This is a genomic window from Deltaproteobacteria bacterium (assembly GCA_011375175.1).
GTDB lineage: Bacteria > Desulfobacterota > GWC2-55-46 > GWC2-55-46 > DRME01 > DRME01.
This window is the reverse complement of record DRME01000063.1, coordinates 93,669-105,250: the sequence shown is the minus strand read 5'-3', so window position 1 is coordinate 105,250 and position 11,582 is coordinate 93,669. Positions and strand designations below refer to the sequence as shown.

Here is an 11,582-nt window from a genome sequence, read left to right as displayed (position 1 = left end):
GAGGTCCAACTGTATCGGCTTCCACAACGACGGCATTTGAACCTGCCGTCGGACAGTTGCCAAGCCCACGTATAAGAGCACTTAGGACAACTTCTCATGACCAGAACATTCTACATGATCTGGTCCGATTTGGTTAGGTATTACCAAAAAGAAAGTAGGCAAAGAAAAAACGATGAATCTTGTTGGGCGCTGTCGTACCGTTGGAACCCGAAGCGGCCTTCAGCCACGCCGCCCCGCTCCTGCTTTCTTTTCTCATCCTTCTTTTTCATCTTCTTTTTTTCCGGCAGGAAGAGGGGAGGTCGTCAGGGAGGGGAAACCAAGGGGCCGGAGCCCCGTTACGATCAGGGCGCTCCTTCAGGTCGCTCCCCTGGGAGGGGCGGGTCCGCAAAGGCGTAACAAACCCCGCCTGGCGCGGACCCGCCCTCTCCAGGGGACCGACCGACGGCAAACCGACCTATAGGCGCAGTTCAAGACCATGAACCATGAAGTACCGTCATGAATTTCCGGGACGATTTGGAAGTATCGAGGGCTTCTACCTCAATCAATTGCCGGAGGCTGGGCGTTTTGAATGGTTCAGCAGACTTTTATCAAAAGTAAAGAGAGGCATACTGCCGGCCCCGGCTTTTACACACAAGATGCAGTCGACGATATCGAGGGAGGGGTTGTCGGCGAAAGTGGTCAGTGCCTCGATGAGCTCATCCCCGTCGTCATTGGCCATGCCTTTATAACGCAGCAGTTCCTTGAGCTTTGCAGAGGCCTCACCCTTTGGGACCTTGTAGAACTTGGTCAATACGTATACGCATTCCACAAGGACGCTTTCGAGGATCACAGCCCTTTCCTCTCCGACCCTGACCTTCTCAAAGAACCCCGCCGCCTTTTCATAGAGGCGGGGCTCATCACCGAGCAGGTACCTGAGTATGGTGTTCGTATCAGGCAGTCTTTTTCCCGGACCTCTCACGCACCACTTCCTTCCACACCGTATCCCTTACGTCCTTGAGCGGCCGATACCCCTTTGAATACCGGCTCAAAGACCCTCCGACGCTCAGCACGGGCTTAAGGATCACCTTCCCATCCACCACCTCGAACTCCACGACGTCGGTCTTGAGGATATCCCTTATCTCTTTCGGAATGGTCGCCTGTCCTTTCGAGGTTATCTTTACCGGCCTTGCCATCGTGGTTTCTCCTTACATCAAGAAGTCATATTACTTAACAATAAAGTAATACCAGATTCGGCTTTTGTCAAGAAATATTATCCTCCCGCGTCTCTCAGGGAGGGGAGAAATCCAAGGGGCCGGGCCGGAGCCCCGTTACGGTCAAGGTGCTCCTTCCTGTCGGTGGCGGGTCCGCAAAGGCGTAACAAACCCCGCCTGGCGCGGACCCGCCCTCTCCAGGGGACCGACCGGCGGCAAACCGACCAGTCGAGGAAACCGCGGCATATTCTTCAACCCTTCGCTTTCCCTCCGCTCCTGCTCCGTTTAAGTTTCTTACCAAAATAGTTTGACGCCTGGTTATCTTCCCAGATTTTGTGCATTGTCGGAAACAGGTTGTCATCGGCCAATTGTCTCACCCGCTCCAGAACTTTGACAATGGGTCGGTTTTCGATCTTACGCCGTGAGCTTGGCGACATCATATGTTCAACCAGAAATTCACTTAGCTTGATCTTCTGAAGGCCGTAATGGGTCTTTTGCTTATAAAGGTGTTTCAGAGATGCACCCGGATTAGGATTTTTCTTACAGGTAGCCACTTCAGAGGTGGTGAAGTTTGCATGACCCATTGCCAGTTTACTCATTGCTGCCGCAATCTCACTGCAGGAGAAATTGTCAAACTCGAAAGATTTCCTCCATATTTTGATATAATCTGGACGCGTGACATAGCGTCGGTCGCTATGAATGGACTTAGCCTTTTTGGTTTCCTGCTCGAGTCTTATTGCGTAATTCTCATTGTCTAAAATAAGAAACGTGATCGTTTGGTGATGATGTAGATAGTCTACAAGCCGGAGGATTGCCCGGAAGCGATCTTGCTTAGTACCGGTGGCCACTCCGACACCGCCGAGTACGACAATTTCGATCCAGTACTTACCCGGATGAGCGCCAAAATATTGTTTAAATATTTTTTGTACGGCAGCCTCCTCGCTTTCTCCTTCTACAATAAGGCAGAGCTTCGGCTGTGGATTAAGCCCAAAACGGTTGACGACTAACTCAAGATAGCGGCGAGTATCTTGGCGAACATCCAATTCTGGGATATGGGTGATGACTTTTTCTTCGTTTGGGTGAGGTAGTTCTTCTCCATACAAATCCTTATAGAGAAGGCGCAGCATGTGGGCGCCGGCCCTAAGGGTTTCGGCCCTCAAGGCATCCCCTTTGAGTTTTTTACGTTCCTTAACAGCAACGAACTGCGTGAGTTGGTACCATCGCTCCAGGGGGTCGCAGTCCTTTTGGGCTAAAGCCAAACCCTTATAGGCGTTACGCAGCTTTTCAGGTGTTAAATCAAACAAACGCTCTGCTTTCCGTGGGTCCCATTCATACCAGTGGTCTGGATAGATTCCACGACGAAGACTATTTCTAAACTTTCTCTGATCACTCTGCGATTTGGGGTAGTATCGGTTGGATATGAATTGGCAAAGCAATGCCACACTACGACGATGGTACTCGTGGGTGAGCAAGCTTTTCAACCGGCTTTCTGCAACCCCAATCCGCCTTTCGCCCTTCTTATGCCAATCGATGTTCTTCTTATCAATTCGATCTAAGTAGTAATCCAGTTCGACAGAATCCGTCATCCTCTGGAGAACCATATGAAGATAATCGATTTGAAAGATAGAATAGTAACCCTCTTGTGTCCCGTCGGTGTAATCGGGAACTTGGTAGGTTGGGGTAAGTCCTGTGGTATCCCATGCCCATTTCTTTGTGAACCAGTTATGTCCCTTGCGCACTAGAATATAAAATGGTGGTGGCGCATCCCTTTCAGGCTTCCGTACCCGGAAAATAGGGGTAAACAAACGCAGGCGTTCGAGCCGTATAAGGCGCTCCCGACTGACGGAAAGGCCACAATCTTTTTTGCAAAATTTAACGAACCTTTCTGTGTCCAACAAGGGACACGCGATGACTGCACCAGCCTCAATAATCTTCCGCCCGGCGTTGTTCGGGAGTGTAATTAGGTTATCGGTTACGCTCATCTTAAATTTGTCAACTAGAATAAATTGCCACGATTAGACCTAACTTTAAAGGGGAGTACGATCAGGTCGGTCCCCCGGAGGGGGCGGGTCCGCAAAGGCGTAACAAACCCCGCCTGGCGCGGACCCGCCCCCTCCGGGGGACCGACAGGCGGCAAACCGATATAGCCCCACCCGCAATTTACATAATATACATTATGCGACACAAAAGACCCACTCCTTTATGGAGCCCCCGCCAAGGCCGAGGCGTTCCCCTGGCGCGGTCCGCAAAGGCGTAACAAACCCCGCCCTGGCGCGGACCGCGCCACGGGAGCGCCGTCACCACGGCCGCATATGGAAGCCCGCACTGGGGAAGAAAATCCCCTCCGGCTCCGGGCGGCCGTGCTACTCGATTATGACGTTCGTCAGCGTGCGTTTCACCCCGGTTATGGCCTGGATCTTCGTCACCACCACGTCGCCGAGCACCTTGAAGTTAGACGCCGCAACGAGCGCGATGACGTCGTAGGGTCCCGTGACGGTCTTGGCGTCCTTCACTCCGCCGATGCGCCTTATCTCTTCGGCCACCACACCGGACTTGCCGTGCTCGCACTCCACAAACACATAGGCCTCTACCGACATGACTCACTCCCTCCCAAACCTTTACAGAACAGCCTGTTTCGGCAAAACGCTGAAGTATCACTTCAGGAAAATGGAGTCCCGTTCATTCCTCCGCGTCTTCATACCGCGGATAACCGGCTCCCCCCCGCCTGACCACGTACTCCACTATCGAGACGGCCCTCGTGCCGAGGGCGTCGTTGCGGTAGAGGAAGACCGCGTCGGCCGCCATGTGCATGAGAAAACCGGCGAGAACGACCCAGGCCCACTCGCTCCAGAGCCAGCCGGCGGCGGCCAGCAGAGAGAAGACCTCCACGGTGTGAAAGACGCTCAGACCGTAGACCTCGCCCCTCCTTTCCCAGACGAAGTCGTGGAAACGGAACATCTCGCTCAGGCCGAACCTGCCGGTGACGACGACGAAGTCGAGATAGTGGTCCACGTCTATGAGAACCACGCTCGAGGCCAGCACGAGCGTTTGCCACGGATCGAGCACCGTTGCGGCCGCGGCGGCCGTGATTGCAGCCTGGATGACGTGTCCCCGCAGCGTCACCGCCGCCCCCTCGCGCCCCTGCTTTTCGCGGGAGGCGGCCCTGTTCGTCTTGACATGGAAGCCGACCTGTATTAACCTGACACTCTCTCGCTTGCAGCCCTATTGACGAATCATAGCACACAGCCGGAGGTGCCGCAATATGGAGACATACTACAACCCCGCCGACCTCGCAAAGTTCGCAACCATGGGCGAGGACGCCCCGGAGCTGTGGAAGAAGTTCCTCGAGTGGTACAACAGCGTCTTCGCCGAGGGGGCGCTCAGCGAGCGCGAAAAGGCCCTCATAGCACTGGCCGTGGCCCATGCCCTCCAGTGCCCCTACTGCATCGACGCCTATACCGAGGCCTCGCTCAGCAAGGGCGCCACCACCGAGCAGATGACCGAGGCCGTGCACGTGGCCGGCGCCATCCGCGGCGGCGCCTCGCTCGTCCACGGCGTGCAGATGAAGAACAAGTCGGCGAAGCTGGGTCTTTGAGCCGCGCGACACCACCGCAGCCATGAACAAGACCGAAAGTCAGGAAAGTCCCTTTGACGAGCGCCTGCGCCGGGCCGGTCTCTACCCCCTCACCTCGCAGGCCGTTGATACGGTGCAGATAAACGTCGGCCGCCGCTGCAACCTCTCGTGCGCCCACTGCCACGTGGAGGCCGGTCCCCGCAGGCGGGAGCTAATGAGCGACGAGACGCTGGAACTCGTCTTCAGCGCCGTGGAGAGGTGCGCGGCGCGGACCGTCGATATAACGGGCGGCGCCCCGGAGCTCCATCCCCGCTACCGCAGCATCGTCGAAAGGTTCCGCTCCATGGGACTGGCCGTCATGACCCGCACCAACCTCACCGTGCTCCTCGAAGAGGGCTGCGGGGACCTCATAGACTTTCTCGCCTCGCTCGGCGTGGAAGTCGTCGCCTCCCTCCCCCACTACATCGAGGGCACAACCGACAGGCAGCGCGGACCCGGCGTCTTCGCCCGCTCCATCGAGGCCCTGAGACGCCTCAACGCCGCCGGCTACGGCGTCGAGGGCTCGCCCCTCGTGCTCGACCTCGTCTACAACCCGGCCGGCGCCTTCTTCCCCCCTTCCCAGAGCTCGCTGGAGGCCGACTTCAGAAGGGAGCTCAAACGCCGCCACGGCGTGGTCTTCACCCGTCTCTTCACCATAACGAACATGCCCATCGGCCGCTTCGGAAGAACCCTCGAAGACAAAAGGCTTCTGCAAGGCTACATGGAACGCCTCGAAGCGGCCTTCAACCCCGAGGCCGCCGGAAGCGTAATGTGCAGGACCATGCTCTCCGTCGGATGGGACGGCTCGCTCTACGACTGCGACTTCAACCAGATGCTCGGCCTGCGGTGTAACCACGGCGCCCCGGAACACCTGCGCGACTTCGACGTGGAAAGGCTCAGGGAACGCCGCATAGTGACGGGCCGCCACTGCTACGGCTGCACGGCCGGAGCGGGCTCGAGCTGCGGCGGCGAGGTCGCCTGAGGACTGCTCGTTTGAGGAACCGCGGGGAACCGGAGGTCTTTGAAAGGGGAAAGGGGCCTTCGCCGGTGCGCTTCAGAAGAGCACCTCTCCGTCCATCTCGGCGGGCCGCTCAAGGCCCATGATCTCGAGCACCGTCGGGGCTATGTCGCTCAAGCCCCCGTCGTCGCGCAGGAGCGCCCCCTTTCGCGTCTCGTCGACCAGGATGAAGGGCACGGGGTTGGTCGTGTGGGCCGTGTGGGGCTGGCCCGTAGCCGGGTCTGTCATCTGTTCGCAGTTGCCGTGGTCCGAGGTTACGAGCACGGCCCATCCCTTCTCCAGCGCCGCGTCGACGACCCTTCCCAGGGCCGTGTCCACGGCCTCGCAGGCCCTGACGGCCGCCTCGAGCACGCCCGTGTGTCCCACCATGTCGCCGTTGGCGAAGTTGAGCAGCACGAAACGACAGCTCCCGTCCTTTATGCGCTCCACGGCCGCGTCGGCTATCTCGGCGGCCCGCATGGCCGGTTCGAGGTCGTAGGTGGCCACGTCCCGTGACGACGGTATGAGGAGCCGGTCCTCGCCGGGAAAGGGCGTCTCCACGCCGCCGTTGAAGAAGAAGGTCACGTGGGCGTACTTCTCGGTCTCGCTCACCCGGAACTGCGATACGTCGCGGGAGGCGAGCACCTCGCCGAGGATGTTCACAAGCTGCTGGGGCGGGAACATGACGGGCAGGCGGAAGTCGGCCGAGTACTCGGTCATGGTCAGGAAGTGGGAGGCCGGCGCGCCCCTGCGCTCGAAGCAGTTGAAGTCCCGCTCCACGAAGGCGCGGGTGAGCTCGCGGGCCCGGTCGGCCCGGAAGTTGAAGAATATGATGGCGTCGCGCTCGCGGGGCAGGGAGTCGGGGGCGCCGTCGCCGCCTATGACCGTCGGCTTTACGAACTCGTCGGTCTCGCCGCGGCCGTAGGCGCGCTCGACGGCCTCCTGCGCCGTCGCGGCCTTCTCGCCCGCGCCGAGGGCGATGGCGTCGTAGGCCTTGTGGACACGCTCCCAGCGGTTGTCGCGGTCCATGGCCCAGTACCGGCCCGTCACAGTGGCTATGCGGCCCGCGCCCCGCTCCTTGAGAAAGGCGTCGAGCTCGCCCACGTAGCCGAGCCCGCTCTTCGGCGGCGTGTCCCGGCCGTCGAGGAAGGCGTGGATGTATATGCGATCCACGCCGCGTCGCCTTACGGCGTCGACCAGCGCCTTCAGGTGATCCATATGGCTGTGCACGCCGCCGTCGGAGACGAGCCCCATGAGGTGGACCGCCCCGCCGCGCTCCACGGCGGCGTCGACGAGGGCGGCAAGGGCGGGATTGTCCCCGAAGCTCCCGTCCTCGATGGCCTTGTTTATGCGCGTTATCTCCTGGTAGATGACGCGGCCCGCGCCGAGGGTGAGGTGTCCGACCTCGGAGTTGCCCATCTGTCCCTCGGGAAGCCCAACGGCGAGGCCCGAGGCCCGCAACAGACCGAAGGGATAGTGCGAGGAGAGCCTGTCTATGTTGGGGGTGGATGCGATACGGGGAGCGTTGGCCGTCCTGTCGGACGATAGGCCCCATCCGTCCATGACGACGAGGCAGACCGGCCTAAGTCCTTGCATACTCGGCCTTCTCTGCGGGCTTGGCCGCCGGGGCAAGCTTCACCTTGTTCATGACCAGCGTGTTCCAGTCGCCGCAGCTCGGGCACCTCGCCTCCCACCGGTCGTTTCGGGCGCCGCAGCCGGAACAGACGAAGGGCGGCAGAAGCTCCTTGTCTATGCCTATGGCCCGGTGGAAGCTCTGGGCGGCCTTCTCGTTCTGGTTGCGCCTCATGTAGGCCTCGCCCAGCAGCACGCGGCCGTAATAGGTGTCTTCCCACTCGTTGGCTATGCGCTCGAGCTCCTCGATGGCCTCGTCGACCATCTCAAGGCGCAGGTACAGCCGCGAGAGCAGCAGGCGAAGCTCCGTGTTGTGGGGCTTGCGCTCTATGGCCTTCCTGTACTTCTCCAGTATCTTCTCCGGGTTGGACTCCTTTATGAAGACGTCCTCGAGCCTCAGGAAGAGTATGGCCCGGTGGTGCTTTTCGAAGGCCCCCTCGAGGATCTTGAGCGCCTGGCTCACGTTGCCCTGGGCGACGTTGATGTCGCTCTGGAGGACGTAGGCCGGCAGGAAGGTGTCGTCGAGCCTCAATATCTCCTTGAGGGTGTCGAGGGCCTCGTCCTGGCGGTCCGAGGCGGCGAGCTCCTGGGCCCACTCGTAGAGCAGGCCCGCAAGGCGGCGCTTCTCCTTTTCGAGCACGGCTTCGTCCTCGAGAGGCGTGCCGCGGTGGTCCTGGTCCAGAAGCGCCTTCTGCAGCCTTGCGGCCTCCTCCCACTTGCCCTCGTCGGTCCTTATGTCGCGCAGCCGCGTGAGGGCGAGGTAGTGGTCCTCGTCGATCTTCAGTATCTCCTCGTATGTGGCCGCCGCCTTGTAGACGTCGCCGAACTCGTCGGCCGTCAGCGCCACGGCCATGAGCAGCTCCAGAGAGCCTGGGCGCCTGGCGAGCCCGGACTCCAGGAGCTTGAAGGCCTCCTGGGGCCTGCGCTCGGCCTTGTAGACGTCCACGAGCCGCAGCTTTATGTCCACATCGTCGGGGTTTATCTCGAGCGCCTTCTCCAGCAGGGCCCTTGCGCGCTTGGTGTTGCCGCGGTAGAGCTCTTCCACGCCGGCGCGGTAGTTCTCGCTGCACTGCTGGCGCAGCTTCTCGGCCCTGCGCGACCTCATGCCCTTGAAGAAACGGCGCAGGTCCACGAAGATGGTGTTGAAGACCACCAGAGCGAGACCGACGAAGAGGCCGCAGAAGAGCAGCACCGTGACGGGCAGGACGATGGACCAGTCCTTGGTGAGGTTGAAGACCACCTCCTGCGGGTTGAGCGAGTGGAGGTAGAAGAACGAGGTGATGAGCACTATGATGAAAAAGAGGATTATCTGTGAGTACATTTCAGTCGTTCACCTCTGCCGGTTTTTCGGGCCGCCTTCAAGGACGCTCTCCGGTCGTCCTGTCCCCCGGCGCAAGCCCCTCTCCCCGGCGGTCCGTGACGGCCGTCCGTCCGTGACGGTCAGTGCGAGTAGGGCTCCCCTCTCATTATGGTGAAAGCCCTGTAGACCTGCTCGGCCGCCACGAGGAGCGCAAGCTCGTGGGGCAGCGTCATGGGCGTGAGCGACCACAGCAGGTCGGCCCGCCCCTTTACCGTCTCGTCGAGGCCGTAGGCCCCGCCGACGACGAAGACCACCCTCTTTACGCCGGGCGTTCCCCCGCCCGCCAGTCTGCCGATGACCGCCGCAAACTCACTCGACGTGAAGGTCCTCCCCTTCTCGTCGAGCACGACCACGTAGTCGCCGGGCCTTATCCGCGCCGCTATGCGCTCCCCTTCGGCGGCCATGGCCCTCGTCCTGGCCGCGGCGCCTGCGCCGTAGGGGGCGGCCTTCACATGGCCCGCCTCCAGGGGGGCGTAGCGCCCGATCCTCTCTAAATACCCCTTTGCGGCCTCGGCCGTCGCCCCCCGTCCAGGAGGGCCGACGGTAATAAAGACGATCTTCAACGCGGGTCCTTGACCCTCTGGGTCCTCGGCCCTGTAGGTCCTCGACCCTGCGGGTCCTTGGCCCTATGGGTCCGAGACCCTGCGGGTCCTTGACCCTTCCACAGAAAGGTCTCCCAAGGGTGGTTGTTCAGGTGTCTCCTTAAGCCTCGCCGCCTTTAGGCGGGAAGGTCCCCCGGAGTTCTTCGCCGCCGGCCCCCTCCTTCGAGCGGTCGGACGCTGCGGCGTTTCGCCGCCCCGGAGCCTGACGGGCGGAGAGGGTGCCGTCTTCCTCGAGCCTGTAGGACGGCGCGTCCACCCAGAGCCCCTCGATGTCGAAATGGCTCCTCACGGGATTGAGGAATATGTGTGCCACCACGTCGTCGTAGTCCATGAGCACCCACCGTCCCTCGCCCATGCCCTCGATGCCCAGCGGCCTTGCGCCGTCCTTGCGCAGCTCCTCCTCTATGTGCATGGCTATGGCCTGGACCTGGCGCTCGCTCGACGCTCCGGCCACCACCAGGTATTCGCATACCGACGAGAGGCTCCCGATCTCAATGATGACGATCTCTTCGGCCTTCTTGTCCTGCGCGAGCCTCCCTATGGCCGCCGCCTTGTCTCTCGACCCGCTCGTCTTCAAGCTCCCCTTTCCATGCCGTAGAGTCCCTCTTCCCTGATGTAGTCGATCACGGCGTCGGGCAGCAGATACCTGACCGATGCGCCCCGTCCTATCCTCTCCCGTATCTGCGATGCCGATATGGCCAGCATCGTGGTATCGAGGAAACTTATGGTGCGTCCCGCGCCGCTGCGGTACGCCGTGACCTCGGCATCATACCAGAAGTCTTTTGCCAATTCAACAGGAAGTACCTCGTCAATCGGCCTCGGTTCGTGACCCGGCCGGTTGACGACGGCGAAATCCGTCTCGGCGACGAGTTCGGCCGTCCTGTACCACGAGCCGAGGTCGTTGTAGGAGTCGCTGCCGATGATGAGGACCGTGTCGCAGGCGCGCTCTCGCCTGAGCTGGCGCACCGTGTCGATGGTGAAGGAGCGTCCCCCCCTGCGAAGCTCGATGTCCGAGACCTCGAAGGCCGGATTGCCGCTCACGGCGAGCTCCACCATTCGAAGCCTCTTGCCGGAGCCGGCAACGGCGGAGGGCTGCTTGTGGGGCGTGATGTGGGAAGGCACGAAGACGAGCCGCTCGGCCCCGAGCGACTCCCGCGCCTCTTCGGCCACCCTTAGATGGGCGTAATGGATGGGGTTGAAGGTGCCCCCGAAGACGGCAAGGCGCATATTGAGAATAGTCGATCTCCCGTCATCTCTTTTTCGCCTCCCCCCTCCCCCCTTCCCCCGGTCAGCCGGAGGCGATAAGGAAATCCTACCGGAAAGGGCCGCCCGCTGTCAATCAAAGCAAGCCCCCGATTCTTACCCGGAGGGAGGCTTTCGCTGAAGTCGCTTCGCCGGCGTATCCCTCAATCGACCGGCAGAGCCAGCATGCGCTCCATCTCCTTGAGCCGTTCGCGCTCCTTTTTCTCGATCCCCTCCTTTACGGCCGTGGCGTACTCCTTCGCCCTGTCCAGGCGTCTTCTGCTCTCGAGGGCGAACTCCCTGAAGAGGTAGATCATGAGGACGCTCACCATGAATATGGTCACAAGCCTGGCTATGCGCCGGTCCTCGACGTAGCGGGAGAGCAACGCCCTGACCATGAAGACGGCCGCCACGAAGAGGACCGTAGCGGCCGCCGTGCGGGCGTACCTGTTCTCCCACCACGGCGGCATCGACACGGCGCCGGCCGCCGGAACCGGCCCCTGCGAAACGGCCCCGGCCGGGACCCGCGCGGCGCTCTCCCCCGCCGGCTCTTTCGACAGCGCTTCGAGGGCCGGAAAGGACTTTTCTTTCGCCGGGGCCTTGCGCCGCGGGGGCGCCGACTTCACCACCCTGACGCTGTCGCGGTACTTCTCGGGCACGCCCTCCTTCTTGTTGGTCATATGGACCACGCCGCCGTCGTCGACGTACATGTAGTAGTCGGCCCGCGCCGTGTGGACGGCGGCGAGCGCGAAGATGAAGAAGGCCCAACCTCCGACGAAAGATATCCTTGCGCACTCCATGCCCCATCCTCCCTTTGAACCAGGCCCGCCGAGACGGGCCGCTTCATTCGCCACGGTTAGGGAAGCTCTGATTGATTACCGTGGGGGAAACTTTCTGTAGAAGGGCCACAGGCCCATTGCCCCATCGTATGTTATTCGGATCTTCG

The 11,582-nt window shown here is 61.0% G+C and carries 13 protein-coding genes; 2 read left to right on the top strand and 11 right to left on the bottom strand.

Annotated elements, in window-relative coordinates:
* Window positions 1–541: 541 nt before the first annotated feature.
* The 5 genes from ENJ37_05330 to ENJ37_05310 form a co-directional block, all read right to left on the bottom strand.
* Complete coding sequence (locus tag ENJ37_05330; protein ID HHL39908.1) at window positions 542–982, bottom strand: type II toxin-antitoxin system VapC family toxin; 441 nt, start codon at window positions 980–982, stop codon at window positions 542–544.
* Window positions 930–1,172, bottom strand: a complete 243-nt coding sequence (locus ENJ37_05325; GenBank protein HHL39907.1) for an AbrB/MazE/SpoVT family DNA-binding domain-containing protein — start codon at window positions 1,170–1,172, stop codon at window positions 930–932. The genes ENJ37_05330 and ENJ37_05325 overlap by 53 nt, the downstream gene beginning before the upstream one ends.
* Window positions 1,173–1,441: 269 nt before the next feature.
* Window positions 1,442–3,172, bottom strand: a complete 1,731-nt coding sequence (locus tag ENJ37_05320; GenBank protein HHL39906.1) for a hypothetical protein — start codon at window positions 3,170–3,172, stop codon at window positions 1,442–1,444.
* 381 nt (window positions 3,173–3,553) lie between these two features.
* Complete coding sequence (locus ENJ37_05315) at window positions 3,554–3,787, bottom strand: Lrp/AsnC family transcriptional regulator (protein HHL39905.1); 234 nt, start codon at window positions 3,785–3,787, stop codon at window positions 3,554–3,556.
* Window positions 3,788–3,869: 82 nt separating this feature from the next.
* On the bottom strand, window positions 3,870–4,313 hold the full coding sequence (locus ENJ37_05310) for a hypothetical protein (GenBank protein ID HHL39904.1): 444 nt from the start codon (window positions 4,311–4,313) through the stop codon (window positions 3,870–3,872).
* 139 nt (window positions 4,314–4,452) lie between these two features.
* On the opposite strand from ENJ37_05310, the gene ENJ37_05305 reads away from it, so the two are divergent.
* Entirely contained in the window at window positions 4,453–4,785 is a 333-nt protein-coding gene (locus tag ENJ37_05305; protein ID HHL39903.1) for a 4-carboxymuconolactone decarboxylase, read from the top strand.
* A 22-nt stretch (window positions 4,786–4,807) separates the two neighbouring features.
* On the top strand, window positions 4,808–5,785 hold the full coding sequence (locus tag ENJ37_05300; protein HHL39902.1) for a radical SAM/Cys-rich domain protein: 978 nt from the start codon (window positions 4,808–4,810) through the stop codon (window positions 5,783–5,785).
* Window positions 5,786–5,857: 72 nt separating this feature from the next.
* On the opposite strand, the gene ENJ37_05295 is transcribed toward ENJ37_05300, so the two are convergent.
* The 6 genes from ENJ37_05295 to ENJ37_05270 all read right to left on the bottom strand — a co-directional run bounded on the left by ENJ37_05295 (window position 5,858) and on the right by ENJ37_05270 (window position 11,436).
* Window positions 5,858–7,396: a 2,3-bisphosphoglycerate-independent phosphoglycerate mutase gene (locus ENJ37_05295; protein HHL39901.1), complete on the bottom strand. Its 1,539-nt coding sequence runs from the start codon at window positions 7,394–7,396 to the stop codon at window positions 5,858–5,860.
* Window positions 7,383–8,753, bottom strand: coding sequence for a tetratricopeptide repeat protein (locus tag ENJ37_05290; GenBank protein HHL39900.1), 1,371 nt, complete (start codon window positions 8,751–8,753; stop codon window positions 7,383–7,385). Before ENJ37_05290 ends, ENJ37_05295 begins: the two co-directional genes overlap by 14 nt.
* 119 nt (window positions 8,754–8,872) lie before the next feature.
* Window positions 8,873–9,355, bottom strand: coding sequence for a 23S rRNA (pseudouridine(1915)-N(3))-methyltransferase RlmH (locus tag ENJ37_05285; protein HHL39899.1), 483 nt, complete (start codon window positions 9,353–9,355; stop codon window positions 8,873–8,875).
* A gap of 139 nt (window positions 9,356–9,494) precedes the next feature.
* Window positions 9,495–10,088, bottom strand: coding sequence for a ribosome silencing factor (gene rsfS, locus ENJ37_05280; GenBank protein ID HHL39898.1), 594 nt, complete (start codon window positions 10,086–10,088; stop codon window positions 9,495–9,497).
* A complete protein-coding gene (nadD, locus tag ENJ37_05275) occupies window positions 9,968–10,621 on the bottom strand; it encodes a nicotinate (nicotinamide) nucleotide adenylyltransferase (GenBank protein ID HHL39897.1) in 654 nt (217 codons plus the stop codon). The genes rsfS and nadD overlap by 121 nt, the downstream gene beginning before the upstream one ends.
* A 179-nt stretch (window positions 10,622–10,800) precedes the next feature.
* On the bottom strand, window positions 10,801–11,436 hold the full coding sequence (locus ENJ37_05270) for a DUF4124 domain-containing protein (protein HHL39896.1): 636 nt from the start codon (window positions 11,434–11,436) through the stop codon (window positions 10,801–10,803).
* Window positions 11,437–11,582: the final 146 nt, after the last annotated feature.